Below are 26,809 nucleotides of genomic sequence, written 5' to 3' on the forward strand. Positions count from 1 at the left end.
CTTCCCGATGGATGATCACAGCCCCCAAAAGGCCGTTTTAGGGCAGCCCCCTGCCGGGCTGTCAGATTCTTTGTGGTCAGAGTCCTTGCTGGCCCAGGATTCGGGCAAAAATCCCCTCCCCCCCAATGCTCCGTCGCTGTCGCCCACGGACAATTCGGGGGACTTGCGCTCAGCTCAGACCGGCCAGGATGAGGATCCCACCTCTTCAGGTGCCGTTGCGTCCGATGATAGAGAGCTGCCGGAGGTCAAGCCGGCCATTGTGCCTGCCCCTGCAATGCCGGATCGGGTGGCAGAACTGGAGAGAGAACACCATCGGATGCAGTATCTGCTGGCGTGGCTGGCTTTTGCTCTGCGCTCTTTTAACAACTTGAACCAGATCCTGGAGCTGACGGCTTTTGTGGCCAGCCAACTGACCGATGCCGAAGGCGGAGCCCTGGTTTTGTTCAATCCCAACGGCACCATCCAGTTGGATCAACTGCATTGCTCTGATCTCAATCACCGCGAGCAGATTCGGGCTGAGATGGAGCAAATTACCCAGACCCTCTCGGCTCAAGAGCCCATTCTCAAAACGGAGGGATCCCTGTCTGTTAAGATCCCTGCCCTTGAACACCTCTTGGACGAACGGTTCCGCCAGAGCTTGGGGCCGGATGTACGCCTTTTCGGCACGCCGCTGCTGATTCGCAACTCTGTCCAGGGTCGCTTGTACGTCTTCAGCCGTCAGCCTGGCTACCACTGGGATGAACGTCGCCAACAACTGTTGCGCTTGGTCGCCGATCAGGCAGGGGTGGCCATCGAAAATGACCGCTTGACGGCAGCCTTGCGCCGCAAGATGGCCCTGGAAAAAGAAATGGAGATTGGCTCTTACATCCAGACCCAACTGCTACCTCGGGAGTGCCCTCAAGTCAAGGGGATTCGCTTGGCAGCCCGTTGCCGGGTGGCCAGCAAAGTGGGGGGCGACTACTATGACTTCATCAAGATTCCCGGCGAACGCCTGGAAACATCCGACTCATCTGAAGAAACGGCAGGCTTTCGCTTGGCCATCGTCATTGGGGATGTGATGGGCAAAGGGGTGCCCGCCGGCCTGTTGATGACCATGACCCGCGCCATGGTGCGGGCGGAGGCCCTCAACCGCCATTCGCCGGCCCGTGTTCTGCAACATCTGAACCGGGCCATGTACAGTGACCTGGAAAACTCCAATCGCTTCATCAGCCTGTTTTATTCGGAGTACGATCCCCGCTCCCATCGCCTCTGCTTCAGCAACGCGGCCCACAACCCCACCCTGTGGTGGCAGGCCCGCACCCGAGAAATTCAACCCCTGGACACAGAGGGGGCGCTGATCGGCTTGGAAGAAAACAGCCACTACTCGGAAAGCTGCGTGCAACTGCAACCCGGGGATGTGGTGGTGTACTACACCGATGGCTACACGGAGACAGCCAACACCCGCGGCGAGCGCTTGGAAACCTCTGGGCTGATGGACGCCATCCAGTACGCTGCCCGTCGCTACGACTCCCCCGAAGACATCTTGGAGAGCTTGTTTGAGCAGATGGATGCCTTCCGAGGCCGCCGGGGATCCCACCCTCTTCCCCTATGGCTGCCCGAGGATCCAGAGCTCCTGTTGCAGGACGAGATTTCCCTGCGGCCTGAGCCCGTGGACGACACAACGCTGGTGGTGTTGAAGGTGTTGCCCGACTCCGAGCCAGCCTAGCTAAAAAAGTTCAAACTCAGGGTTAATGACAGCAGGCCGCAACGCTCACAATAGCTCAAGCAAGCTACTCAACGCTACTGGGCTGGGCAGCAACGGTGGGTTGGTTGACGTGGTTTTGCCGGACTACTAGGCTAGTTGGTTAGTTCTGGCATGCGTTCTGCATGGGCTAAAGCCTGCTCCAGCTTTAGTCTGTGTGGCTCTCTCAGAGAGCAAGGAGCGGCTACCTGCAGCTTGCGGGGAAGTCACGCCTGTGGAGATCCCTCTGGCGGGGCAGTGGGGGTGATCTCTGCTGCCAGCCATAGTTCGTTAAGGCAGGAAGAAAGCAGAAGCGCGGCAGACGCTGAGCACTCCGCGCCGCCGGTGCGAGTGGAAGTGTTTGTTGGCGTTTCGTAGGTCTTTCAGAGCGGTACGCTCTAGCTGGTGGAGCTACCAGGTTGGCTGCACTGTGTTATCTACACCTGAGGTACAACCATGAACTTCTCTCCTTCTGGGTCTGAAACCGCCTCGGTTTACTTGCCGGCTCCCGCGGCTTTCCAGACGGAAATGATTGTCGGGCAGGTGTTCCGACAGGATGTGCTGGGCGATATCCGCAAGGGTTGGAATGGCTTTGTGGAATCGGGCCAAATTTGGGCGCTTTTGATAGGGATCGTGGCGGGCTACATGCTCAAGAGCATCACCAGCTCCCACTAGAGCCTTGTCGCCATTGCTCTAGCTGGATCCAGTTGGCCTGAGCCGGCGGGGTTTTGGCCGTCGGTATTTGGTTTTTGTGCTTTTTCTTCTGCAGCGGGGTCTTTCTTCCCATTCTCCCAGTTCCCAGCCGATGTCTGAGCCGACGGTAACTTCCACCCCTCGCCCCTGGAGCCAACGCTTCGAGGGATCCCTGCACCCTGCCATCGCCCGCTTCAACGCCAGCATCGGCTTCGACATCCGCCTGCTGCCCTACGATGTGGCCGGATCCCTGGCTCATGTGCAGATGTTGGCCGCTTGTGGCATCCTGACCCAGCAAGAGGCCGACCAGATCCGGTGGGGATTGGAGCAGATCCAACAGGAAGCGGCTGCCGGCACCTTCCGGCCCGATCCAGAGGCAGAGGATGTCCACTACGCCGTCGAGCGTCGTTTGGTGGCTTTGGTGGGGGAAGTGGGAAAAAAACTGCATACCGGGCGCTCCCGCAATGACCAAGTGGCCACCGATCTGCGTCTCTATCTGCGAGATCAGATCGATCACCTTCGTCAAGCCCTCTGGGAGCTGCGCGGAGTTTTGTTAGACTTGGCCGAGCGGCATCTGGAGACAATTCTGCCCGGCTACACCCATCTGCAACGGGCTCAGCCGATTAGCTTGGCCCACCACCTCTTGGCCTATGAAGAAATGTTCTGGCGAGACTGGCAACGGCTGGGGCGGGTGCGGGAAGAGGTGAATGTCTGCCCCCTCGGATCCGGGGCTTTGGCCGGCACTTCTCTGCCCATCGATCGGCAGCTCACCGCCCATCTGCTGGGATTTGAGCGGATCAGCGCCAACAGCTTGGATGCCGTCAGCGACCGGGACTACCTGGTGGAGTTCCACGCTGCCGCCAGCTTGATTTTGGTGCATCTCAGCCGCCTCTCGGAAGAGATGATCCTCTGGGCTTCCCAGGAGTTCGGCTTTGTCACCCTCACCGATGCCTGTGCCACCGGCTCCAGCCTCATGCCCCAGAAGAAAAATCCCGATGTGCCGGAGTTGGTGCGCGGCAAGGCGGGGCGGGTGTTTGGCCATCTCCAGGCTTTGTTGGTCACCTTGAAGGGGCTGCCGCTGGCCTACAACAAAGATCTCCAAGAAGACAAAGAGGGACTATTCGACACGGTCGATACCCTGAAAGCCTGCCTAGAGGCGATGACCCTTCTGCTGCGGGAAGGGATCCAATTTCAACCTGAGCGCATGGCGGCTGCTGTGCAGGAAGATTTCTCCAACGCCACCGATGTGGCCGACTACTTGGTGCGCAAAGGGATCCCCTTTCGCACAGCCCATGATTTGGTGGGGCAGATTGTGCGCATTTGTTTGGCAGAGGGGATCCTGCTGCGGGATCTGCCCTTGGAGCGCTGGAAAACCTTCCACCCGGCCTTTGAGGCGGACATTTTGACGGCCATTGAGCCCCGCCAGGTGGTGGCCACGCGGCTCAGCGCCGGGGGAACGGGCTTTGCTGTGGTGCGAGAAGCCCTGCAACGGGCCCAGGCCCGCCACCAGCAGCCAGAGCCATCGGAAGAAACTCCACAAACTTAAACTGAACTCAAGGAGAGTTTGCAATTCTTGGGTTCTTCTCGCCAGTGTGTGCCATCCTGAGGTTCTCAGCCATCCAACGCAACTCCCAGCCTGTTGGCCTCTTCCCTGGGTATCGTTCCATGTTGGATAACCTCACCGCCCACGTCCTCGAAAATGCGGCCAAGCGTCGCTGGCGGGAACGCGCCTACAGCCGATTTTTGCAAGATTGGCGACGGCAAGTGGTGCTGCTGCGCCGTCAACGGGCCGGCGAATTTGGCCCACCCCTGGGGGATCCCTCTTGTGTTTTCAGTGCCCACTCGGCCTGGTTGCGCTGTGCCGTCCATCCGCAAGGGCCGTGCCAGGGTTGCCCCCACTATGCTCCTGTCGCCCCTTCAAAGCCAGAGCCACCTCTGGGTTCACTCGATGGACGGGTCTGACCGCGCCACACTGGTGGCCGAACATTTTCAGCAGCGGCGGCCTCTGCGGAACGGCCTGCCCGTTGCGCCCCAATGGCATCCGCTGTAGCTAAGTTGAGGGATCCCCGGCCAACTTGTGCCAGAATAAAAGAACGGTAACTCCATCGGCAAAGGCGAGATTCATGGCCCTCTACCTCTCGGCAGACCACCTTCACAGCATCCGCCAGCACGGCGAACAAGCCTTTCCCCACGAGAGCTGCGGCATTTTAATTGGGGAAATCCGGGGATCCGACAAGATCATCCACGAGCTTTGGTCGGTGACCAACACCTGGGATCAAGCGGAAAACCCTCTGGCAGACGGGGAATCCAGCCGCCGCCGCTTTTTGATCGATCCGGCGGATTTCAAGCGGGCCAACGACCACGCGGTGCGCAAAGGGCTGGGGATCCTGGGCACCTATCATTCCCATCCCAACCATGCGGCCATTCCCTCCGAGTTTGATCGGCAGCATGCTTTTCCTTGGGGCTTTTCCTGTGTGATCGTCAGTGTGCGCGAGGGCAAGGCAGAAGAGGTGGTGAGCTGGGTTTTGGATGAGCAGGAGCAGCCCCAACGGGAGCCGATGCAGATGCTGGAAGACATTCGCATCCCCCCGCTCCCGGCTTTGGCAAGCTAGAGTCGTTTGGGCTTTGCCGCTGTTTGAGGCTGAAGTTCACGGCTAAGTTCAGTTGGGATCCTTGAAAGCTGGGATGGGCGCCACCGGAAAAAGCGGTAGTCTAGTGCTGAACCTTGTCTGTAACATAGCTGAATCCTCAAAGTCAGTAGACAGCCCCAACAAGATCGACAAACGGATAGGTCAGCCCAGATCCTCTGGATCCTCAAAAGTCTCCAGTAGATATCCAAGATCTCTCCCCGAACTCCCATGGCAACCAAAGTTCTGATCCCCTCTCCCCTGCGCCCCTACACCGACAACCTGGAAGCTGTCGAGATCGAGGGCAGCAATGTTGGCGAAGTGATGGGCAACCTCATCGCCCGCTATGGCGAGCTGAAGCGCCACCTCTACACCGAGGATGGGAAGCTGCGCAATTTTGTCAATGTCTACCTCAACGACGAGGATGTGCGCACGTTGCCCCAAGGCAACAACACCCCCGTGGGAGAACAAGCCGTCATCAGCATCGTTCCCGCTATTGCTGGAGGGTTGTGAGCATGTTGAACCTGGATACCAGCCAAGTTAGCCTCTCCCGCGAAGAGATGGAGCGGTTTTCTCGACATTTGATCCTGCCCGAGGTGGGCCTAGAAGGACAGAAGCGGCTGAAAGCGGGCAAAGTGCTGTGCATCGGCACAGGCGGCCTTGGCTCGCCCCTGTTGCTGTACTTGGCGGCAGCCGGCGTGGGGCGGATCGGCATTGTCGATTTTGATGTGGTGGATGTGTCCAACCTGCAGCGGCAGGTGATCCACGGCACCTCCTGGGTGGGCAAGCCGAAGGTGGAATCGGCCAAGAACCGCATCCTGGAGATCAACCCCCACTGTCAAGTGGATGTTTACAACACCGCCCTGAAGGCCCACAACGCACTGGAGCTGTTTGCCAACTATGACGTGATTGTGGATGGCACCGATAACTTCCCCACCCGTTACCTGGTGAACGATGCCTGTGTGTTGACGGGCAAGCCCAATGTCTACGGCTCGATCTTCCGCTTCGAGGGACAAGCGACGGTCTTCAACTACGAAGATGGGCCCAACTACCGGGATCTCTACCCCGAGCCGCCCCCACCAGGACTGGTGCCCTCCTGCGCCGAAGGGGGAGTGTTGGGGATCCTCCCCGGCATCATCGGTGTTATTCAAGCTACCGAAACCGTGAAGATCCTGCTGGGCGTGGGCACAACCCTAAGTGGGCGGCTGCTGCTTTACGATGCCCTGAACATGAGCTTCCGGGAGCTGAAGCTGCGCAAGAACCCCGCCACTCCTCCCATCACCCAGCTTATCGACTATGAGCAGTTCTGCGGGATCCCGCCAGCCCAAGCCACAGAACAAGCTGGCCAGACAGAGATCCCCGAGATCACTGTGGCCGAGCTGAAAGCGCGGATGGATGCTCACCAAGACTTTGTGTTGGTCGATGTGCGCAACCCAAATGAGTGGGAGATAGGCCGGATCCCTGGTGCTCACCTGATCCCCCTGCCCCAAATTGAAAACGGCGACGGGGTGGAGCAGGTGCGTCGCCTCCTTAACGGCTCAGAGCTGATCGTCCACTGCAAGAGTGGGGCACGCTCGGCCAAAGCCCTGAAGATCCTACAAGCTGCTGGGATCCAAGGAAAAAACCTGCGCGGGGGGATCCTCGCCTGGGCAGAGGCTTACGATCCCTCGATTCCCAAGTACTGACCCTGTCTTGGGATCCCTAGCTGTTGCCCGGTTTGCTCTAGCATAGATCCGGCAGATCCGGTGCCCAGAGCCGGCTGTGCCAGGTTTTCCCTTTTTGCGTCCCCTTTTCCATGAGCGCCATCCCGCAGGCCGAGACAGAAACGATCTTCCACTCCATCCCCGAAGCCCTCGAAGACCTCAAGTGTGGTCGCATGGTCATCGTGGTCGATGACGAAAACCGAGAAAACGAAGGGGATCTGGTCTGTGCTGCCCAGTTTGCCACGCCCCAAGCTATCAACTTCATGGCCACCTACGGGCGGGGCCTTATCTGCCTGGCCATGCAGGGATCCCGCCTCGATGAGCTGAAGATCCCGCTGATGGTGGGGCAGAACACCGACAGCAACCAAACTGCCTTCACCGTCAGCATTGATGCTGGGCCAGAGGCTGGAGTTTCCACCGGCATTTCCGCTGCCGATCGCTCTCGCACCATTCAGGCGGCCATTCACCCGCACACGCGACCGGAAGATCTGCGCCGGCCTGGGCATGTCTTTCCGCTGCGGGCACGGGAGGGCGGAGTACTCAAACGGGCTGGCCATACGGAAGCAGCGGTGGATCTGGCGATGTTGGCCGGGCTGTATCCGGCGGGGGTCATCTGCGAGATCCAAAACCCAGACGGCTCCATGGCCCGCCTGCCCCAGTTGATCGAATATGCCCGTCAGCACGATTTGAAGATCATCACCATCGCCCACCTCATCGAGTACCGCTTGCGCACCGAACAACTGGTTCACCGAGAGGCTGCCGCCACCCTGCCAACGGAGTTTGGCCAGTTTCGGGTTTACGGCTACCGCGATAGCCTCAACCAAGTCGAGCACCTGGCCCTGGTGAAAGGGGATCCGGCCCAATTTGCCGCTGAGCCCGTCCTGGTGCGCGTCCATGTGGAGTGTCCCCTAGGGGATGCGCTGGGATCCCTGCGCTGCGATTGTCGCCGCCAATTGACAGCGGCCCTGAAGATGATCGACCACCAAGGCAAGGGGGTACTGGTGTACCTGCGCCGGCAAGAGCAGGAGCTGAGTCTCATCGAGCAAATCAAGTCCTACGCCCGGCAAGATCTGGGACTTTCTGAAACCGCGCCACCGGTGGCGATGGACTTGCGCGATTACGGCATCGGCGCCCAGATCCTACGGGATGTAGGGGTGCGCAAAATGCGCCTGATCAGCAACACCTCTCGCCACATCAGCGGCTTGAAAGGATTTGGCCTGGAAGTGGCCGAGCGCGTGCCCCTGCTGGTGGAAGAGCCGGATCTCAATTTGCATGTGGAGCCGTCCTGTTCCCTGAAACTGTTGCTGCACGACGCTGGCGCAACCGATTCCGGCTCAAGCCTGTAGCGCGTTGTAGGGCCGAGGGCTATGGTGGAACAAAGACTGGGGTGCAGCCGGCTCGCCATCCACCACATAAGCCTTGGATCCCCAGCCCCAGAAAGACCAGAAAGGACGTTCGGGCCCCGATGGAGCCGTCATTGCTATGCGACGCTTCCGCGCTGGTGACAGGGGTGCGGAGCACTGGCGCGCCGGTAGGAGGGAGTCCCTGGCTGTCGGGCTCAACAGTTGCTTCGGCAAGACGGGAATGTCGGATCCCACCTGCGACCACACTTCATAGCCCTGAGGGCGCACCACTACCAGGCTGATCAGGGATCCGTGATCCATGTCGTAGCGGCAACTGGCGATGGCCTCTTGCAGCCGCGAAAAGCTCCGGTTGAAAACATAAAAATGGTTCTGGAAGCGGATGGCCTCCCAGAAACCTTCCCGTGTAACCGCCACATAGTCGTGATCGGCGGAGGCGTAGTCAAGGATCACCATACGTGTAAAGACTGATCAGCGATGAATCAAAGTGAGTAAGCTTTTACCGTATTTCCACTTAAACACGATATCGGGCAGCCTGTCATCCGCAAAATGGCTCACCTGCAACAAGGCTTAATGCGTTTCTTTGCCTTGCAAACTGCTACTGCTTGCGTCCCCATCTCCTCCGGCTCCAGGGATCCCACCCAGTTCCCGTCGCAGCTCGGCCATGGCTGCTTCTCCGATGTGGGGGGTGGCGCAGACTAGGTTGGGTGTGCGGATTAGATCGGCTCGGGCTTGGCGCACCAAGACCCGCAGGGTGGGGTAGCTGGCCTCATCGCAAATCAGCGTATGGGCGCGGCGGATTAGGGATCCCACCCGTTCCGTATCCGAGATCACTGCCGTCAGCACCAGCAGGTCTCCCCGCAGACTGTAGACAATCACCTCGGCAACCTCCAGCAGGGCAGTGCTGATGCTCACCAGCCCCAGACAGGCGTAGGAAGGCAATTGGCGGATCAGGGCAATTTCGCGGGCGTAGTCGGACACCTCCACTGTCAGAACACGGGCCCCCCGGGGTTGGGCAATGGCCTCGACGGCGCTGAGAAAATAGTGCAGCGTCACCACAGTGCCGGAATGGATCTGATCCAGGACGGTGGCCAGATCCTCCAGGGGCACCAACTGGACCCGGATGCCCAGAGTTTGCTGGATTTGCTGGGCCATCAGTTGTCCTGTACCCAAATCCCGGTTGGGCACACACACCAGCACTTGAGCACTGCAGCGCAACCGCCAATCGATCTCCGCTAGCAGCAGATCCCGCACCTGCTCCAAAGAAAACCCCTGCTGCAGCAGCTGGTCGATGCCCTGGCGCACCTGCTCCAGGACCTGTCGGGATCGATCCAGGTTTCCCCCCAGGCCGCGAGAGTAGTTAACCACCTGGCGGGCGGAGCGGCTCACGTAAATGCCAGATCCAGCGCGGGTTTCCACCAGGCCCATGGCCTCCAATTGGCGGTAAACCTTGTGGATGGTGTTGCGATGCAGGCCCGTTTGCATAGCCAATTGACGGGTGCTGGGCAGGCGGCAGCCGGGAGGAAACTGCCCACAGGCAATGGCGAAGCAGAGCAAATTAAAGAGCTGCACGGAGCCAGGGATCCCACTCTCCGGCTGGATGGAAATGCGCATCATGGCCCGTTTTTCTCCCTTTGACAACGCCGTTGCGAGCCCGTTTCTGGGCTACGTAAGAATCCCTCGACTTCAGTCGGCGGGAGTGTCAACTGCCTGCAAGATAGCGCCGACGCCGGATAGACAAGCTCCAGAGGAGATCGGGATTGAGAGCCCTATTCGGGGATGCGGTGCATCCGGCTGGGATCCCAACTTAAAGTCACCTCCGTCCCTTCCGGCAACTGCTGCAAATTCAGGCCGGGGTTGGGTTGCACAGCCAAAAGTTTCACCTCACAGCCCGACACCCATACCTGATAGCGAATGAAAGCCCCTAGATAAGCAGTGTCGCAAATCCGTCCCCGCAAGCGGCAGTGGCCATCGGGGATCCCTTCTTCAGATAAGTCAATCCGAATGTGCTCCGGGCGCAAAGCAAACAGGGCCGCTTCTCCCACGCATCGTTCCGCCAGGGATCCCTCGATCAAGTTGGTTTGGCCGATAAAACCGGCTACAAACCGGGTGGCAGGTCGCTCGTAGAGCTCTGCCGGGGATCCCACCTGTTCGATGCGCCCGCGATTGAACACGGCAATACGATCGCTCATGGTCAGGGCCTCTTCTTGGTCGTGGGTGACGTACAAAAAGGTGAGACCAAGGCGGTGTTGTAGGGCCTTGAGTTCAAACTGCATCTGTTGGCGCAACTTCAAATCCAGCGCCCCCAAAGGTTCATCCAGCAAGAGCACCTGCGGTCGGCCAACCAAAGCCCGCGCCAAGGCCACCCGTTGCCGTTGCCCCCCTGAAAGTTGGCTGGGTTTACGGGATCCCAGATCGGGCAGTTGTACCAGCTCCAGCGCCTCTTGCACTCGCTTTTGGCGCTCCTTCGGCGGTATGCCGCGGATCATCAAGCTGTAGCCAACGTTCTCCGCCACCGTCATGTGGGGGAAGAGAGCATAGTCCTGAAACACCGTGTTCACAGGCCGTCGGTAGGGCGGCAGACCCAAAACATTCTGGCCGTTCAATTCGATCTGCCCCTCATCCGGACGCTCAAAGCCCGCGATCATCCGCAAACAGGTGGTTTTGCCCGAACCCGACGGCCCCAACAACGTAAAAAACTCCCCCTGCTGCACCTCCAAATCCACCCCGTCCACCGCTTGGATCCCGGAAAAGTTGCGGCTGACCCTCCGCAAACGAATGGCAGGCGGGGATCCCTCCTCTCTCCCGGCTTGGGCTTTGGCGGAGCTGACATCAGAGGCGAGGACAGATTCGGCAACCATATCGACACAGGCAGCAAATGAACCCATTATGAGGGATCCATTTACAGAGGTTGACAGGTCTCAGCAAGGCCGGAAAAGTCCCAGGCCAAGAGCAGAGATAGTGTGGCGCAATCGCCTGCGGTGAAAGCTCGCCGGAAACCCACCCGACCGGTCGCGAAAGCGGGCCGGAGACCTTGTTTTTGCATGGGATCCCTTGACCACTGGGGATCTGAGTCCCACCCTTGTTACAGAAATTTAGAATCGTTACAATAAGTTAGAATCTTTGCTCATCTTTGCATCGCAGGTTTTATCCTATGGCACCCTCTCAGCAGTTTCCCGTGCTACTCGCCTCAGCTTTGCGTCACGACAGCGTAACTCCGCGCTGGTCTCAGGTGGCGTGGACCGTTTTGCGGGTGGTGGCAGGGCTATTCATGATTCACAACGGCCTTGACAAACTGGCAGATATCGAAGGGTTTGCGACGGCTTATGTAGAAGTGATCGGGTTGCCCTTCCCGATCTTTTTTGCTTATGTAGCCGCCTATACCGAGCTGATTGCAGCCCCCATGGTGGCGCTGGGCTTGTTGACCCGCGGGGCAGCGTTGGGTTTGTTCGCCACGATGGCAGTGGCCATGTTCCATCACATTAAGGTGGCCGGCTTCAGCGTTCCCTACTTGGAGCTATCCGCCATCTACGCAGCGATCTTCCTGGCCTTTGCGGTGAATGGGGGGGGCTGGTTCTCTGTGGATCAGCTCTTGGTGAACGCAATCGAGTCGTGGCTGAACCGCTCCAGCCGGGAAAAGTTGGAGAGCTTGCAGTCTTCGTTGCAGGCCACGGAACGGGTAATTGCGCTGGGCGAGGAAGAGGCCGAGGCCGCCAAGACCACCGGATCCTGAGCTTTGGTGGCCATTCCCGATAGCGGCGAGGCTGCTCCTCTCTCCCTCTGAGAGAGAGGTTAGCTAAACCGCCGGGAAGCCCCGCACTCTCTGCAACAGCAGGAGGGTCGGGATGAAAGGCGTATATATCCTGTGCCATAATCAACATGGCTGTACAAAACGGCGTTGCCGGAATCTGGTACAGCTACGCGGTGGGACATCCCGTGTCTGCGCGTGGAGGGTTCTTGCAGTAGCTCCCCGATGAAGCGCGAAGCCCACGCTGTACCTGTAGGGTCAGTGATGGGAGTATGTCACCAGTGAGAGTCATCCTGCTAAATGCGGCTGGCGGCCCGCTCCATCAGGCGTTGGTGGGTGGAGCGCACAGGCTCTCCTGGCTTGGGTTGCCGCTGCACGTAGGTGCCATCAGGGCGCAACTCCCAGGCTTGCCGGTTGTCCGTCAGGCAGATGTCCAAGATCGCCTTGAGCTCCCGCTGCAACGCGGGATCCTCCACAGGGGTAACCACCTCAACCCGTCGATCCAGGTTGCGGGTCATGTAGTCGGCGCTGCCAATGAAGTATTCTTCCTGGCCGCCATTGTAGAAGTAGAAGATGCGGGAGTGCTCCAGGAAGCGCCCGATGATGCTGATCACGCGGATGCGTTCGCTTAGGCCGGGGATCCCGGGCTTGAGGCAGCACATGCCGCGCACAATGAGGTCGATCTCCACCCCGGCTTGGCTGGCCTCGTAGAGCAGCCGGATCATTTCCGGGTCGGTGAGAGAGTTGATCTTGACGATGATACGCCCCTGGCCCCCCGCTTGGGCATGGCGCATCTCGCGGCGGATCAGGGCTTCCATGCCTTGGCGTAGGGTTCTGGGGGCCACCAAGAGCTTGCGGAATTGCCGTTGCCGCGAGTAGCCCGTCAGCAGGTTAAACAACTCTGTAACGTCGTTGCAGAGGGTCTCGTTGCAGGTGAACAGGCCCAGGTCAGTGTAAATGCGGGCGGTTTTGGGGTTGTAGTTGCCGGTACCGATGTGGACGTAGCGGCGCAGGGATCCCTCCTCTTCCCGCACCACCAAAGCCAGTTTGCAGTGGATTTTCAGCCCCGGCAGGCCGTAGGCCACGTGGACCCCGGCTTTCTCCAGCTTTTTGGCCCAGAGGATGTTGTTTTCTTCGTCGAAACGGGCTTTGAGCTCCACCAGAGCGGCCACCTGCTTGCCGTTTTCGGCGGCCTGAATGAGGGATTTCACCACCGTCGAGTCGCCGGAGGTGCGGTAGAGGGTTTGCTTAATGGTGAGCACCTGCGGATCGTTGGCGGCCTCCTCCAGAAACCGCTCCACGCTGGCGGCGAAGGAATCGTAGGGGTGATGCACCAACAGATCCCCTTCCCGGATGACGGCAAAGATATCCACCGGCTCATCGCTGACCGAGGCAGTGCGCAGGCGGGGCGGGGTGACCGGCCCCCAAGGGGGATCCTTCAAATCGGGCCGATTCAGGCTGAGAAACGCCATCACCCCCCCCATACTCAAGAGGCCATCCACTTCGTACACCGAGTCACTGTTGAGGCGCATCTCTTCGCTGAGCCGTTGTCGGATGGCTGCCGGAGTTTGGCTGGCAATCTCCATGCGCACCACTGAGCCGAAGCGGCGCTTGCGCAGCTCTTCTTGAATGGCAGCCAGCAGATCGTCGGCCTCGTCCTCTTGGATTTCCAGATCGGCATCCCGGGTGATGCGGAAGGGGTAGTACTCCAGCACCTGCATGCCGACAAACAGCGCTTCCAGATGGTGGGCAATCACCTGATCCAGCGGCACAAAGCTCACCCCATCCCGCAGCGGCACAAAGCGGGGCAAGGTATTGGGCACCTTCACGCGAGCAAAATGCTCCTTGCCAGTCTCTGGATCCCGCACCACCACCGCCAAGCTGAGGCTGAGGTTGGAGATGTAGGGAAAAGGATGGCCTGGATCCACTGCCAAGGGGGTGAGCACTGGAAACAAACGCCTCTCAAAGTAGTCCCGCAGCTCCTGCCGTTCCGACTCGGCCAGCTCGGAAAAATCGCGGATGTGAATGCCCTGTTCCGCCAGCTTGGGCACCAGTTCCTGCCGGAAGCAAGTGTGCAATTTGCGAATCAGGGGGCGCAGGTGGCTCGAGATCTGCTGCAACTGCTGCTGCGGTGTAAGGCCATCCGGGGTTAGCACCAACACGCCCGTTTCCAACTGACGACGGATCACCGCCACCCGCACCATGAAAAATTCGTCCAGGTTGCTCTCAAAGATGGCCAGAAACTTCAGCCGCTCCAGCAGAGGTGTGCGCTCATCCAGGGCCTCGTGCAAAACCCGGGCATTGAATTCAATCCAGCTCAGCTCCCGGTTGAAATACTGCTCCGGCAGAGCATAGCCCTCTTGGATGGGTGTAGTCCGGATCCCTGGTTGTCCGGCATCAGGGGGGCAGCCCGTCGTGTCGGGGTTGCAGGGTGGCCAGGAAGGGTCAGTTTCCTTGGGACGCGGAGTCATGACGACAGAGGGCTGGGTTATCTCAAACACGTCAACAACAGCTGGAGCCGACCCAATCCTATCCTGCGGGGTTCTGCTTAGGCGAAGGAGAAGTGCCCAAGACGGGCTTGGGCGGACGTTCAGGCAACAATCCTTGAGAGCGCGTCAGAAGAATGACCTGGAGCAGGATCCCGATCAACAAAATGCGCAAAGGGCCAGCCCGGGTGGCCCACTGGGGCGGCAAACGGTTGGTGAGCCACTCGCTGCCCGACCACACCCCCCAAATCACCAGCGCTCCCAGCAAGGCGCCGCGATTGTTGCCACTGCCCCCTGCGATCAACATCACCCAAACGATGAAGGTGGCAAACTCCGGTTGAAAGGCTTCTGGGCTGATGAAATTGACAAAATGGGCGTAGAGGGCCCCCGCCAACCCCATGAGCATGGATCCCAGCACAAACGCTTGCAGGCGAAACTGGAGCACATCTTTGCCGGCAGCCAGGGTTGCCGGTTCATCCTCGCGAATGGCCCGCAGCACCCGCCCCCAGGGGGAGCGATAGGCCCGCTCCGCAGCCCAATAGACCACCGCCAAGATCAACAGCACCAAGCCCAAGTAGAGAAGGGTATCCTGACCTGGGATCCAGCCGCGAAAGGGTCGTGGAATGCGGGTAATTCCCCGTACGCCATTGGTCAGCCAGCCCTCATTTCTCAGGATTTGGCTGATGATCTCAGCAATGCCGATGGTGGCGATGGCCAAGTAGTCGGAACGCAGCTTCAGGGTAATCAACCCGATCAAAAAGGCAATCGCCCCGGCGACAGCCACAGCTATGGCAAAACCCACCCAAAAGGGCAGATTGAAGCCGCCCAAATGCTCGGCGCTTGGGGGTGTGGTGACAATGGCGCTGGCATAGGCTCCCACGGCAAAAAAAGCCCCCACCCCGATGTTGAACATGCCGGCGTAGCCCCACTGGATATTGAGGCCCAGCACCAGCACGCCGTAGATCCCCACCAAAATCAAAAAGAAAATGCCGTAGCTCAACATCAGACATCCCCCCCACCCGGGGATCCCAGTAATCCTGTGGGTCGGAAGATCAGCAGCAATACCAATATGGCGAAGGCCACCCCGGTTTTATAGGCCGGGTTGATCACCAAGGTCGAGAATTCTTCCGCCAGGCCGATCACCACTCCTCCGGCAATGGCCCCGTAAGGGCGACCGATGCCGCCGAGAATGGCCGCTGCAAAAATGGGCAACAATAGCCGCCAGCCCATGGTGGGGTGCAGCCGGGTATCCATACCCAGGAACACACCTGCTGCACAGGCCAAAGCTGCGCCGATGGCCCAAGTCCAGAGGACGATCCGCTCTGTATCAATGCCGGTAATCTTGGCCAGCTCAAAATTGTCGGCCATGGCCCGCATCGCTTTGCCCACCCGCGTGCGTTGTAAGAAAAGATGCAGGGCCACCACCAACAGGGCTGTTCCCACCAGGATCACTGCCCAATCGGGCTTGATGCGCAGCTCTCCAAGCCGCCACGGCAACTGGATCCCGCTGCGGTACACCTGATTGTTGGGCCCCCAGATGATCTGCACCAGGCTGCGCAGAATCAGGGCGGTGCCAAAAGAAGAAATGAGCAAGATCACTGGTGCCTCCCGGCGCAGGCGGCGATAAATGAGTTGGTCGATCCCAACTGCACAAAGTACCGTGGCCAAGGCTGCCGGGATCAGGCTCACCCCAATCGGCCAACCCAGCCCGACCAACGTCAGGCCGAAGTAGGCCCCCAGCGTCATCAGATCCCCATGGGCAAAGTTGGCAAAGCGCAAAATGCCAAAGGTCAGCGACACCCCAATTGCTCCCAGGGCGTAGATGCTGCCCAAGACAAGGCCGTAGATGAAAAGTTGCAACAGTTGGGTCACGCTTGCCCCCAAAAACACTTTGCCCTGATAATGCCACGGGTTTGCCGAGAGCGGGATCCGGCTCAGCGCAGCGGAAGGATACGGCTGATCGCGCCAGCGGGACGGAGTCCTAAGAAAGCTAGGGTAGGGGAGAGCGCCCACAAGGAAGAAGATCCATGCAGTCCAGGTCTTTGTCCATCCTCAGCTCCCTGGCAGCTTTGGCCCTGTTGAGCCTTGCCTGCGGAGCGCTGGAGCCATCCCCAGACAGGGATCCCACACCTGCGGATCCCATTCCCACTCCCCAGTTAATCTACGAAGACATCACCCTCACCCAGGCCAGACCGGATGGTGCCATTCTCTGGCGCTTACAGGCTCGCCTGGCCGAATATGAGTCCCCCCCAGAAAATGGTGCCGCTCCTGTGCAGTTGGGATCCGCCCATTTGCAGGCGGTTCAGGGGGAATTCTTCGACGAAGACAACCGCGCCATCCGCACCCGCGCCGAGCGAGGATCCGCGTACCCCGGCGAACGACGGCTGGAATTGACGGGTCAAGTCGAGGTGGAATCAGAGCGGGATAATCTGCGTCTGCAGGCCCAACGGGTGGAATGGCTGCCGGAACAGCGCCGCCTCCAAGCCGAGGGCCAGGTGAAAGTGGAGCTGTTGGAGGGCCAGGGATCCCTGTGGGGGGATCGGCTGCTCGTTGATTTTGGCCAAGCCCAGATGCAGTTGGAGAACTGGGATCCCACTCAGCCGGTGCGGGCAGAGTACCGGGATCCGGATCTGGAGCTGGCTGCCAGCCGTTTTCTGTGGCAATTTGGCGTCGGGGAAGTGCAGGCAGTAGGGTCTGTAGAGGTTTACGCTCCCTTACAAGCTTTGCGCCTCAGGGGCGAGCAGTTGCGGGCTCCCCTGCCTCTAACCGAGTTGCGCATATTGGGCAACGGGCAAGCCAAAGCCGAGCAAACCGGTCAAGAGCTGCAGGCCCAGGAGATCCGCTGGCGCATCGGCTCCACCCAGCTGCAGGCCCAGGGCAACGTGCGCTACCGCCAGCCCGGCCAGGCTTTGACTGTCAGAGGCAACCAAGGGATCCTGGATTGGCAGGCCAACACTGCTCGGATCCAAGGCAACAGCCAAACCCAGCTCACTTTGCCCTAAGGGGGGCTGGGGGGAAGCAGAAAGCTGGCCGAGAGCATGGCAGGATAGGGATACCTTTAAGGAAAAGTATCGGGTGAGTTGTGGTGAGCTTTGAGGACTCCGTCCGAGTGGCGCAAACAGGACATTCCCCCGCAAGGGCCGGCGCTGCTGCCGTAGAACGCCCCAACATCCTGCTGATCGTGCTGGATACCCAGCGGGCGGATCGTCTCTCCTGCTATTGGTCAGAAGCGGAGCGTGCCCGCCAAGTGCCCACCAGCCCCAACCTGGATCGGCTGGCCGCCGAATCCACCCTCTTCGAGCGGGCCATTGCCCCCGCCCAATGGACCATCCCCTCCCACGCTTCCCTGTTTACGGGGGAATACCCCAGCACCCACCAGACCGTCCAAGCAGATCTGGAGCTGAGCCCCGCCTTGCCCACCCTGGCAGAGCTGTTGCAGCTGAGCGGCTATACCACTGTGGGCTTTTGCAACAACCCTCTGGTGGGGATCCTGAAAAACGGCTTGCGGCGCGGCTTTGAAACCTTTTACAACTACGGTGGCGCTCTGCCCACCCGCCCCCCCGAAGGCACCCCCTTGCCCGCCCCCTTGAACCGCTGGCTGGCCGCCTACACCCAATTTTGGCGGCGGCTCTCCTATCCGGTGCAAAACGCCTTTGCCCGCTCCGACGCCCTCTTCCAGCTGGCGCTGCACCCCTGGTTTGCCTCCCTCTGGACCCGCCTGCTCAACTTCAAAGGCAACACCGCCGCCTCGATTGCCGACCTCAACCGCTACCTGCAGCAGATGGCCCGCCGCCGGTCGGATCCCGGAGCACGGCCCTTCTTTTGCTTTGTCAACCTGATGGAGCCCCATCTGCCCTACTGGCCGCCGGAGCCCTTTGTGCAGAAATACGCCCCCTATTTCAAAAGCAACCGCGAGGCCCGCGACTTTTTGCGCCAATACAACGCCCAGCCCTACCGCTGGATGGCGCCCCTGCCGCAGCCCCTTTCTCCACTGCAAGCGCAGGTGCTGCGGGATATCTACGATGCTGAGGTGGCCTACCAAGATCACCTACTGGGATCCGTCTTCGACACCCTGCGCCACACCGGCCTGGAGCAGAACACGCTGGTGGCCATCGTCGCCGATCACGGCGAAGGCCTGGGAGAACACGACTTCGTCGGCCACGCCTTTGTGGTCTACGAAGAGCTGATCCGCGTGCCCCTCATCCTGCGCTATCCCGGCCACTTCCCGGCAGGAAAGCGCATTGCCACCCCCGTTTCCACCCGCCGCCTCTTCCATACCCTCCTGGAAGCTGCCGGCTTTAGCCCCAACCTTTCCCCCAACGGTGCCCCCTGTGTCAGCCTCAAGCTCCGCCGCGAGGTCGCCCGCCTCAGCTTGGCCCGCACCTTGGCAGGGGAAGATCCCGAGCAGGGAACAGTGCTCAGCGAAGCCTTCCCGCCCCACCTCCTCATTCGGGCTATGGAAAGCCGTAACGACAGCCTGCTGCGGGCGCGTGCCTGTTACGACATCCGCCGTGCCCTCTATGAGGGGATGACCAAGCTCATCCAAACGGGGGATCGTCCCAGCCTCTACAACTTGGAGCAGGATCCAGCGGAGCTGCGGGATCTGCTCTGGGTCGGCAACGGGGATCCTGTCTCCTCTCTCCCTGATGCTGATCCGCAACGCTGTCACGACGGGTCGGCGGTGGAGACCGGCTGGCCCCAGGCTTGGCTGGCTCGCCTACAGCAGGGGCTGAGAACGTGGGTGAGCTGGGCAGAGTCCCGGCGGCCTAGCACGGCTCCTCGCAAGGTGAATGTGGAAAGCGATGCCGACTTGGTGCGGCAGATGCAAGAGCTGGGCTACTTGGAGTAGGCAGGGATCCCGCTATTCCAGCCCTCCTTCCTCCTCCCTGTGATCCCGCACATAGCCGTTTAGATCGTAGTCATCCATGTCATCCATCTCCTCCGGATCCGCCGTTGGCCAATCCTCATTTTGCCCGCCGATAATCACGCGGCTGAGGCCGATGTATTCCAGGCTGAGGGTGCGCAGGGCGTTGATCAACACATCCAGCGCCATCGCATCGGCGGTGCCCAGATCAAACCAGCAGCGGGCCCAGTTGTCCTTCTCTTCCAGGGATCCCATGTTGTGCATTAGGGAAGGCAAGGGCTCCGATTCGTTGGGATACTCCAGATAGCTCAGATCCACCTCGGCCTCTTGGGCCACCAGACGCTCGGCGTTAAATCCGCCCAGCTTGCCCAACACGTACCACGACTCCAGCACCTCGTTGAGGTACTCCAGCTCAGCTTCGACCGGCGGCTCGGCAAACTCAAACCAGATCCACAGATTTCCCGGATCGCACTCGCGAAACTCCACTTGCATGGACAGTTCCTGATACATTCACGCTGAACTCTCCTGAACATGGTTCAGGAAAGAAGCGATCGCATCCTGCCTATCTCTGTTCGCGTCAGCGGGACGGAGTCCAAACAGGAAGGCGGTATCCCGCAAAGCCCTGAGGAATACCCCCCGAGCGCTTTCCCCCTTCACTTCCCGGCAACCGTTGCGGTGGACTCAAGGATCAGGGGGAAACTTGGTCTACTATATCCCTCTCAATGACTTTTGCCAAACCGCCTAAAGCTCAGTAAATTCAGCAAAGTTCAGGGTTTTGGGGGTTAGAGGCATGCTCTGCTGCGGCCTAGCCTTTGATCATAGTCCGGCTCTGCTCGCCCGTTGGTCTGGGAATCCGTCCGTCAACACATCTTGCGGGCAGGGTGACTGCACAGAGCCGTGGGATCCCTCCTGCCTATGCCGAAGGACTCCATCCAAGTAGCGCGAACGGCGGTTATGAGGGACGCAGCGCAAGCGATCGCAGGGAAGCCAGTGGCAACCAGAGGGCTCTAAAGCATCCTATACTGTTGCGGCTGTCCGAATCACGAGGAACCTGCCGCTTATGTCTGAGCTTCTCCCTTTGCCTTCCCTCCAAGACCGGGTGGCTGTGGTCACCGGAGCCAGCCGGGGCATTGGCCGGGCGATTGCCCTGCACCTGGGGGCCATTGGAGCAAAAGTGGCGATCAACTACGCCCGCTCCGCTGCCGAAGCCGAGTCCCTGGTGGAGGAGATCGCGGCCCTGGGGGGAGAAGGGATCCCTGTGGCCGCCGATGTGTCTTGCCCAGAGGCGGTGGAGAGCCTGTTTGCCCAGGTGATGGAGCGGTGGGGTCGGGTGGATGTGCTGGTGAACAATGCCGGCATGGCCCGCGACACCCTGCTGCTGCGCATGAAGCCAGAAGATTGGCAGGCGGTGCTGGATCTCAACCTGACGGGGGTCTTTCTCTGCCTGAAGACAGCTGCCAAGATCATGGTGAAGCAGCGCCAGGGGCGCATCATCAACATCACCTCGGTGGTGGGCTTGGTGGGCAATGCCGGCCAGGCCAACTACAGCGCCGCCAAAGCAGGGGTGGTGGGCCTCACCAAGACAGCAGCTCGCGAGCTGGCCAGCCGCAACATCACCGTCAACGCCGTGGCACCGGGGTTCATCACCACCCAAATGACCGAAAAACTGGATCCTGGCCCGATTTTGGCGCAGATCCCCCTGGGGCGACTGGGATCCCCGGCAGAAGTGGCAGGGCTGGTGCGTTTTTTGGCGGCAGATCCGGCGGCGGCCTACATCACAGGACAGGTTTTCGCCATCGATGGCGGCATGGTGATGAGTTGAGCCTTCTACCACGCCAGGGCTAGGCCATCGGCACGAGGTTCGGAAGCTGCAATGAAGTGATCCCCATCCCGCAAGAGGATCTGTCCCCGGCCAAAAAGGCCGTAATCCTCTTCTGCCTCCACCACCTGCACTGCATGGCCGCGGGCGGAGAGTTCGCGCACCACCTGGGGCGGCACCGTGCTCTCCAGCGCCACCTGCGGGATCCCCTGATCCCACAGCACTCGCCAGCGGGGCGCATCCAGAGCCGCCTGGGGGTTCAGGCCGTAATCCACCAAATTCACCACCACCTGCACATGGCCTTGGGGCTGCATTGCCCCCCCCATGACACCAAAAGGGCCGAGGGGGATCCCTTCTCTGGATAGAAAAGCGGGGATGATCGTGTGGTAGGGGCGCTTGCGGGGGCCCACCTGGTTGGGATGGCCGGGCTCCAGGGTGAAACCCGTGCCGCGGTTGTGGAGAGCAATGCCCGTGCCCGGAACCAGCAGACCACTGCCGAAGCCATCGAAATTCGACTGAATCAAAGACACCATCAACTCACCATCAGCTGCAGCCAGGTAAACCGTTCCCCCCTCCGGCAGCCCTGGCTGGGCCAGGGGGATCGCCTCCCTCCCGATCAACTGCCGCCGCCGCTGTGCATAAGCCTTATCCAGCATCTGGGCAGGACTGACCCGCACATACTCCGGATCCGCCACCTGTCGGCTCACATCGGCAAAGGCCAGCTTCATTGCTTCAATCTGCAGGTGATAGCGCTCGCCGGCATCGTAGGAGATCCGACCCAGCTCAAAACCCTCCAAAAGGTTGAGCGCCATCAAAGCGGCAATGCCCTGCCCGTTGGGGGGGATCTCCCAGACGGTGTAGCCGCGGTAATCTGTATGGATGGGTTCCACCCAATCGGCCCGGTGCTGGGCCAAGTCAGCGGGGGACAGGAAGCCGCCCGTGGCCTCCGAGAAAGCCAGCAACTTCTCCGCCAGCTCCCCCCGGTAAAAACTCTCCCCACCGCTACGGGCAATCTCTTCTAGGGTTTGAGCATGCAGGGGGCTGCTCCAGCGCTCTCCAGCCCGTGGGGCACGCCCTTGGGGAAAGAAAACGGCCTTGAAGGCCTCGTGGCGGGGATCTGGCAGGGGCAAATAGATGGACTCCGCCGCCTGCCACAGTTGGGCCACCCGGGGAGAGACCGGAAATCCCTCTTGCGCCAGACGAAGGGCAGGCACAAACAGACGCTCGAACGGCAGCTTTCCCCAGCGCCGGTGCAAGGTCTGCCAAGCGGAAACTGCCCCCGGCACCGTCACCGCTAACCAATCGTAGGGGGGGATCCGCCCATAGTCCCGGTACCGCTCCGGCGTCAGGGCGGCTGGGCTGCGACCGGAAGCATTCAACCCGTACAGCTGACCCTCCTCCCCCCCCTCCCACACCAGAGCAAAGGCATCGCCGCCAATGCCATTGGAGGTTGGCTCCACCACCGTCAAAGCCACCGCCATTGCCACGGCTGCATCCACAGCATTGCCGCCCGCCCAGAACATCTCCATGCCCGCCATTGCCGCCAAAGGTTGGCTGGTGGCCACGGATCCCTGTCTGCCCATCACCACCCGTCGCCGCGAAGCAAACGGATAGCGATCCAGGGCCTGCCGCAAAAAAGTGGGTGCTGGCATATCGCTACGCGACGCTCTCGCGAATGGGCTGGGCTCCCTACACAGGCAGGTTATCGCTACGCGACGCTCTCGCGAACAGGAGTGCGGCCAACTCCGCAAAGCTGTCCACCACCACATCTGCCCCGGCGTGGCGCAGTTCCTCGGCGGTGAAAGCCGTCGTGAGGCCCACCGCAAAACAGCCAGCCCCCTTAGCGGCGCGGATCCCATGGGTAGAATCTTCAATCACCCAACACAACGCCGGATCCAACCCCACAGCGGCAGCCGTTTTCAGGTAAGGCTCTGGGTCGGGCTTGGCCCGCTGAATGTCTTCGGCGGTAATCACCGCGTCAAACCAGCGGTGCAGGTCGAAGCGCTGGAAAATCTGCGCTTGATCCCGGCGGATGGCCGAAGTGGTGACGGCCAGGGCAGAAAAGCGCTGGCGGCTGGCCGCCAAAAACTCCAGCACCCCCGGCACCAGGGGTACCTCTGCCAGCAGCTCGCCAAAAGCCTTGGCCTTTTCCTCGATCAAGCGCTGCACCAGCAGGGGCCGTTCTGCAGGTGGGGTGTCCGTCTGGTGTTGGACAAGGTACTCGAACATGTCGCGGTCGGTGCGCCCCTTGAACTGCAGGGAGATGGGGGCCAAATCCAGGGATAGGTGGCAGCGTTGCAGGGCAATGGCCCCGGCGCGGGCATGGATTGGTTCCGAATCCACAATCACCCCGTCCATATCGAAGAGCAAGCCGGCAGTCACGTCAGCCTTCCCCTGTTGTAGGCACAGCACTTTGGATTGCATAGACATTATCGCTACGCGACGCTTTCGCGAATGGGCAACCACGGGACAGGGATCCTCTTAACAACCCTACTGCCCCGTCTCCATCCCCCACCCGCAGAAGCGGCTGGTGATCTGCCAAATGGGATCCAACACATCGGTCAGGGCGTGGTCGCTCTCCACCGCCACCAGTTGGGCCCAGGGGCGACGGGCCACATAGTCTCGACTGGCTTGAATGGGGATGGTGTCGTCTTGGATCCCGTGCACAATTAGGGTGGGCACAGGCCGTCGTAACCCCCCATCCGGGTAGCGCTGGGCATCGGCGACAAAGCCGTACTCCAAAGGGAGAGGGCGGCCTTCTCCGTAGTGAAACACCATGAGCTGTCCGGTTCGCTGCCAAGTCTCCACCGCCTCTGCCCCCAGCCGCGGCAGCCAATGGCCTAAAAAGCCAAAAGCCGGCGCCAAAAGCACCAAGCGCTGCACGCAAGGTTGTCGTTCGGCAACCCAAGCAGCCACCAGGCCCCCCAAGCTAGAGCCGATGAGGGTGACAGGGGGGTAGTTCATCTCGGCAAGCTGGCTGGAAACCTGCTGGATCTGGCGGGTCAGGGTGAGCTGGGCAAAATTGTCCTGGTTCAGATCAGGCACCTGAACAGGGATCCCCACCTGCTGCAGCCGCTGCCGAAAGAAAGTTGCCTTGGCCGACTGCGGCCCAGAGCCGAATCCATGCAGGTAAATCGCCAACACGGAAAGGGATCCCTATGGCCCTGTGGCTGCCGAGAGCCAGCCCGCCCCCAACACCACGCTGATGGAGAGGAAAAGGGTCGCTACCGTCCAGGTGATGCGGTTGAGGTTTTGCTCAGCACTCTTGGAGCTGGAGAACAGCTGGGCCTGCCCGCCAATGCCCGCCAACCCATCCCCCTTAGGGCTGTGCAGCAGCACCAAGATCACCAGCAAGATGGCCGAAGCCGACCAGAGAAACTCGAAAAACGCTTCCATCGCAGCGGATCCCTGTAGGGCAAGTTGCTAAGGCCATTATCGCTTGGAACCGCATCTTAGCGCACCCTGTCTCGGCATCGCTCCCATTTCAAACTCAACTCGTTCAAACTCAACTCGGCAGGCCCAGACCCATCTACTTGCTTCTCAGGTGGAACGGGTGCTGCTCCTTCTGGGGGTGTTGCTTTGCCTCAAAAAACGACCCCAAACGGGGCCGCCCGGTCTTTATCCAGCCCTTATGGAGATCTCCAGTGGATCCCCACCTCACCTACAAGGGCAAACAGTATTCACCTCAGTAGCTTACGCCCCGGTAGGTCAGGGGCTGATGAGGGTGAGGCATCGCTTTCTTGCTGGTGTGGTGCACACAGAAGGTTTGACCGCGATACTGAGCCTGCAACTCCTCATCGCTGAGCTGAGTATGCGCGGGAACGTAGTCAAAGGTGTTGCCACGGAAAGAGAGTTTCATATATCGCCTCCATCAACGAAGGGTTGAGTTTGTTGTCGTTGGGCCCTACGCCACGGAAAGAGTGGCGCGATTCAGTTGAGGCGCGTTCCTTCGGGAAGACCCCTACTTCCGTCTCTGCACAGCTCCAGGCCACTGGTGAGCCAACTGCAGAGGTGAACGATTTATCCTATGTCTGTATCATAACTTACGGTTTTGCAGGTTTTTTGGGGGATTTATAGAAATTTAATCCGGCCATACCCGCAAAAGGGATCCCTTGCCGTCGGCTCTTCCGCGGCTTCTCGGGCCTGACTGGGCAATCACCTATGCACTTTTCGGAATAGATTGCCGCAACCGGTTCCGGGCCCAGGGCACCAATCCCATATTCGGCCAGTCTCCGCAAAATTCTGATTTCTTCTATTTCACCGCCTGCGCAAGTGCCTGCAGCCCTGCTCGCAGACGTTCCTCGATGTCGGCCTCTAGCTGTAGTGTTCCGGCAGCGTCGAACTGAATTTGAGAACTCAGGATATAAACCCCTCTCAGGATGTGGGTTGCCCCCATCACCGCCAGCACAGGTTTCATCGCAAAGTCGATGGACAGCAGATGGGCCAGGGTTCCCCCGGTGGCAATGGGGAGAATCACTTTACCGGTAAAGGCGTCTTGATCCAGCAAATCCAGCAGTGCCTTCAACACACCTGGATAGGAGGCTTTGTAAACGGGAGCAAAGATGACGATCCCGGTAGCTTGGGCCACCTTTTGCTGAATTGCCTTGAGTTGAGGGCTATCGAACTTGGCCAGTGCCAGATCCTCTGGGGGCAAATCCCGCACCGAAACAAACTGAGTGGTCAATCCCAGATCGGACAGGATCCCGGCAGCGTGATGTAAAACGGCTTCTGAGCGAGAAGGAGTGCTGGGACTACCGGAGAGCAGGAGGATGCTGGACATAGGCCGCAGACAGAATACTGCCTCAGTTGTACCAGGGATCCCATGTGAAAGATGATTAACCCACTCTCGCCCTGCCCCAGCATGCACGATAGCTTTGTCTCTCGACGTCATTCCCTGCTGGTCAAATTGCGGGCAAAATATGCCCCCCGACTCCCCACCTACTCAAGGGGTCGGGAACGTGATAGGTTAGATTCAGCAAGGGTTTCAGCTTGCTAAACTTGAGATTGATTTACGCGGGCGTAGTTCAGTGGTAGAACGCTAGCTTCCCAAGCTGGATGTCGTGAGTTCGAGTCTCATCGCCCGCTTTCCCCAACCAACCGGCAAAACCCGCTTTCCGCAAGCATTCCCGGGCTTGGCCTAGTCCGGGAAATCAATGAGCTCAAGGTAAAAAGGGGTAGTTCGGGGTCAGTAAGATCTCCTTGGCCAGTGCCCAGTTAGGCAATGAAGCATGCAACTTTACGAGTACGACTTCTATGCCTGGACGCAAAAGCAAGCCGCACTGCTGAAATCGGGGCAGTGGGATCAACTGGATATCGCCAACTTGGTGGAGGAAATCGAGGCTTTGGGCAGGCAAGAACGCCGGGAATTGCTGCACCGGCTGGGGATCCTGGTAGGGCATTTGCTGAAGTGGCAATTGCAACCCCACCTGCGAGGCAAAAGTTGGCGGGCAACGATTACCGAACAACGCCGCCAGATCCAGCGATTGCTCAGAGACAGTCCCAGCCTCAAGCCCGATCTTTCGGCAGCCCTGCAAGAGGCTCACCAGGACGGGATCCTGTTGGTGGTGAGAGAAACACCATTGTCTGAAGCAGATCTGCCTGCCCAGTGTCCCTACACATTTGAGCAGGTGATGGATCCCGACTTTTATCCTGGCAAGGAAGATCCCCAGTAAACTACCCGACACCCGCGCTACGCGCAGGGTGCGGGCTTTATCCCAATCCCTAGCGGCCCCAGAGGACAGCTAAGTTTCGGAATTTCAGGCGAGTTTACAGTCGCCCCAAGGAGAGA

At 59.9% G+C, this 26,809-nt stretch carries 26 protein-coding genes, 1 tRNA gene and 1 riboswitch; of the genes, 14 read left to right on the forward strand and 13 right to left on the reverse strand.

The genetic code is table 11. The features are described 5' to 3' along the window. Window positions 1-7 precede the first annotated feature (7 nt). From ACVWYY_RS03075 to ribB, 8 genes are all read left to right on the forward strand, one after another. On the forward strand, window positions 8-1,705 hold the full coding sequence (locus tag ACVWYY_RS03075) for a PP2C family protein-serine/threonine phosphatase (RefSeq protein ID WP_238376753.1): 1,698 nt from the start codon (window positions 8-10) through the stop codon (window positions 1,703-1,705). 471 nt (window positions 1,706-2,176) lie between these two features. After that, entirely contained in the window at window positions 2,177-2,395 is a 219-nt protein-coding gene (locus ACVWYY_RS03080) for a hypothetical protein (RefSeq protein ID WP_414329334.1), read from the forward strand. A 130-nt stretch (window positions 2,396-2,525) separates the two neighbouring features. Next, the gene (gene argH / locus ACVWYY_RS03085) at window positions 2,526-3,959 is read left to right on the forward strand and encodes an argininosuccinate lyase (protein ID WP_414349809.1); all 1,434 of its coding nucleotides are present in this window, start codon (window positions 2,526-2,528) and stop codon (window positions 3,957-3,959) included. A gap of 119 nt (window positions 3,960-4,078) precedes the next feature. Next, window positions 4,079-4,375, forward strand: a complete 297-nt coding sequence (locus ACVWYY_RS03090; RefSeq protein ID WP_457403611.1) for a DUF6464 family protein — start codon at window positions 4,079-4,081, stop codon at window positions 4,373-4,375. A gap of 161 nt (window positions 4,376-4,536) precedes the next feature. Further along, window positions 4,537-5,025 carry a M67 family metallopeptidase gene (locus ACVWYY_RS03095; RefSeq protein WP_011433657.1) on the forward strand — a complete coding sequence of 163 codons (489 nt, stop codon included), beginning with the start codon at window positions 4,537-4,539 and terminating at the stop codon, window positions 5,023-5,025. A 246-nt stretch (window positions 5,026-5,271) separates the two neighbouring features. Then, window positions 5,272-5,553: a MoaD/ThiS family protein gene (locus tag ACVWYY_RS03100; RefSeq protein WP_011433658.1), complete on the forward strand. Its 282-nt coding sequence runs from the start codon at window positions 5,272-5,274 to the stop codon at window positions 5,551-5,553. Window positions 5,554-5,555: 2 nt separating this feature from the next. Then, entirely contained in the window at window positions 5,556-6,725 is a 1,170-nt protein-coding gene (gene moeB, locus ACVWYY_RS03105) for a molybdopterin-synthase adenylyltransferase MoeB (protein ID WP_011433659.1), read from the forward strand. 110 nt (window positions 6,726-6,835) lie between these two features. After that, entirely contained in the window at window positions 6,836-8,089 is a 1,254-nt protein-coding gene (gene ribB, locus ACVWYY_RS03110; protein ID WP_457384803.1) for a 3,4-dihydroxy-2-butanone-4-phosphate synthase, read from the forward strand. On the opposite strand, the gene ACVWYY_RS03115 is transcribed toward ribB, so the two are convergent. The 3 genes from ACVWYY_RS03115 to ACVWYY_RS03125 all read right to left on the reverse strand — a co-directional run bounded on the left by ACVWYY_RS03115 (window position 8,078) and on the right by ACVWYY_RS03125 (window position 10,965). Then, on the reverse strand, window positions 8,078-8,560 hold the full coding sequence (locus ACVWYY_RS03115; RefSeq protein WP_457439568.1) for a hypothetical protein: 483 nt from the start codon (window positions 8,558-8,560) through the stop codon (window positions 8,078-8,080). The two genes, ribB and ACVWYY_RS03115, sit on opposite strands and share 12 nt — an antisense overlap. A 114-nt stretch (window positions 8,561-8,674) precedes the next feature. Continuing rightward, window positions 8,675-9,718: a GntR family transcriptional regulator gene (locus ACVWYY_RS03120; RefSeq protein WP_457439585.1), complete on the reverse strand. Its 1,044-nt coding sequence runs from the start codon at window positions 9,716-9,718 to the stop codon at window positions 8,675-8,677. 155 nt (window positions 9,719-9,873) lie between these two features. Continuing rightward, window positions 9,874-10,965, reverse strand: a complete 1,092-nt coding sequence (locus ACVWYY_RS03125) for an ABC transporter ATP-binding protein (RefSeq protein WP_148202843.1) — start codon at window positions 10,963-10,965, stop codon at window positions 9,874-9,876. Window positions 10,966-11,282: 317 nt separating this feature from the next. Here ACVWYY_RS03125 and ACVWYY_RS03130 point away from each other — a divergent pair, with 317 nt between their 5' ends. Then, entirely contained in the window at window positions 11,283-11,837 is a 555-nt protein-coding gene (locus tag ACVWYY_RS03130; RefSeq protein WP_414418374.1) for a DoxX family protein, read from the forward strand. Window positions 11,838-12,148: 311 nt separating this feature from the next. On the opposite strand, the gene ppk1 is transcribed toward ACVWYY_RS03130, so the two are convergent. The 3 genes from ppk1 to ACVWYY_RS03145 are packed head-to-tail and all read right to left on the reverse strand — an operon-like array spanning window position 12,149 to window position 16,210. Then, window positions 12,149-14,323 carry a polyphosphate kinase 1 gene (gene ppk1, locus ACVWYY_RS03135; RefSeq protein WP_457439571.1) on the reverse strand — a complete coding sequence of 725 codons (2,175 nt, stop codon included), beginning with the start codon at window positions 14,321-14,323 and terminating at the stop codon, window positions 12,149-12,151. Between the two features lie 58 nt (window positions 14,324-14,381). Then, window positions 14,382-15,341 carry a branched-chain amino acid ABC transporter permease gene (locus tag ACVWYY_RS03140; protein WP_457387603.1) on the reverse strand — a complete coding sequence of 320 codons (960 nt, stop codon included), beginning with the start codon at window positions 15,339-15,341 and terminating at the stop codon, window positions 14,382-14,384. Further along, on the reverse strand, window positions 15,341-16,210 hold the full coding sequence (locus ACVWYY_RS03145; RefSeq protein ID WP_457439573.1) for a branched-chain amino acid ABC transporter permease: 870 nt from the start codon (window positions 16,208-16,210) through the stop codon (window positions 15,341-15,343). Before ACVWYY_RS03145 ends, ACVWYY_RS03140 begins: the two co-directional genes overlap by 1 nt. A 155-nt stretch (window positions 16,211-16,365) precedes the next feature. Here ACVWYY_RS03145 and lptC point away from each other — a divergent pair, with 155 nt between their 5' ends. Both lptC and ACVWYY_RS03155 read left to right on the forward strand, forming a co-directional pair. Beyond that, window positions 16,366-17,340 carry an LPS export ABC transporter periplasmic protein LptC gene (lptC, locus tag ACVWYY_RS03150; protein WP_457439575.1) on the forward strand — a complete coding sequence of 325 codons (975 nt, stop codon included), beginning with the start codon at window positions 16,366-16,368 and terminating at the stop codon, window positions 17,338-17,340. Between the two features lie 83 nt (window positions 17,341-17,423). Continuing rightward, entirely contained in the window at window positions 17,424-19,187 is a 1,764-nt protein-coding gene (locus ACVWYY_RS03155; protein WP_457439577.1) for a sulfatase, read from the forward strand. Window positions 19,188-19,199: 12 nt separating this feature from the next. Here the strand turns inward: ACVWYY_RS03155 and ACVWYY_RS03160 are convergent, their stop codons facing one another. Next, entirely contained in the window at window positions 19,200-19,694 is a 495-nt protein-coding gene (locus ACVWYY_RS03160; protein ID WP_414331319.1) for a DUF3531 family protein, read from the reverse strand. Window positions 19,695-20,262: 568 nt separating this feature from the next. Between ACVWYY_RS03160 and fabG the strand changes: the two genes are divergently transcribed. Further along, window positions 20,263-21,024, forward strand: a complete 762-nt coding sequence (gene fabG, locus ACVWYY_RS03165; protein WP_457403619.1) for a 3-oxoacyl-[acyl-carrier-protein] reductase — start codon at window positions 20,263-20,265, stop codon at window positions 21,022-21,024. A 5-nt stretch (window positions 21,025-21,029) separates the two neighbouring features. Here the strand turns inward: fabG and ACVWYY_RS03170 are convergent, their stop codons facing one another. The 6 genes from ACVWYY_RS03170 to ssuE all read right to left on the reverse strand — a co-directional run bounded on the left by ACVWYY_RS03170 (window position 21,030) and on the right by ssuE (window position 25,801). Continuing rightward, window positions 21,030-22,673 carry a gamma-glutamyltransferase family protein gene (locus ACVWYY_RS03170; RefSeq protein WP_457403621.1) on the reverse strand — a complete coding sequence of 548 codons (1,644 nt, stop codon included), beginning with the start codon at window positions 22,671-22,673 and terminating at the stop codon, window positions 21,030-21,032. Window positions 22,674-22,710: 37 nt separating this feature from the next. Continuing rightward, a complete protein-coding gene (locus ACVWYY_RS03175) occupies window positions 22,711-23,403 on the reverse strand; it encodes an HAD family hydrolase (protein WP_414350024.1) in 693 nt (230 codons plus the stop codon). A 108-nt stretch (window positions 23,404-23,511) separates the two neighbouring features. Continuing rightward, window positions 23,512-24,165, reverse strand: a complete 654-nt coding sequence (locus ACVWYY_RS03180; RefSeq protein ID WP_414343667.1) for a YqiA/YcfP family alpha/beta fold hydrolase — start codon at window positions 24,163-24,165, stop codon at window positions 23,512-23,514. 12 nt (window positions 24,166-24,177) lie between these two features. Beyond that, complete coding sequence (gene secG, locus ACVWYY_RS03185; RefSeq protein WP_011433676.1) at window positions 24,178-24,417, reverse strand: preprotein translocase subunit SecG; 240 nt, start codon at window positions 24,415-24,417, stop codon at window positions 24,178-24,180. A 289-nt stretch (window positions 24,418-24,706) separates the two neighbouring features. Then, entirely contained in the window at window positions 24,707-24,880 is a 174-nt protein-coding gene (locus ACVWYY_RS03190; protein ID WP_083757650.1) for a DUF4278 domain-containing protein, read from the reverse strand. 79 nt (window positions 24,881-24,959) lie between these two features. Beyond that, window positions 24,960-25,041: riboswitch (Glutamine riboswitch) on the reverse strand. Window positions 25,042-25,273: 232 nt separating this feature from the next. Continuing rightward, entirely contained in the window at window positions 25,274-25,801 is a 528-nt protein-coding gene (gene ssuE, locus ACVWYY_RS03195; protein ID WP_457403623.1) for an NADPH-dependent FMN reductase, read from the reverse strand. 233 nt (window positions 25,802-26,034) lie between these two features. On the opposite strand from ssuE, the gene ACVWYY_RS03200 reads away from it, so the two are divergent. Beyond that, window positions 26,035-26,106: transfer RNA gene (locus tag ACVWYY_RS03200), tRNA-Gly, on the forward strand. A 143-nt stretch (window positions 26,107-26,249) separates the two neighbouring features. After that, complete coding sequence (locus ACVWYY_RS03205) at window positions 26,250-26,693, forward strand: DUF29 domain-containing protein (RefSeq protein WP_011433679.1); 444 nt, start codon at window positions 26,250-26,252, stop codon at window positions 26,691-26,693. Window positions 26,694-26,809: the final 116 nt, after the last annotated feature.

This window comes from Thermostichus sp. MS-CIW-34 (assembly GCF_054060435.1).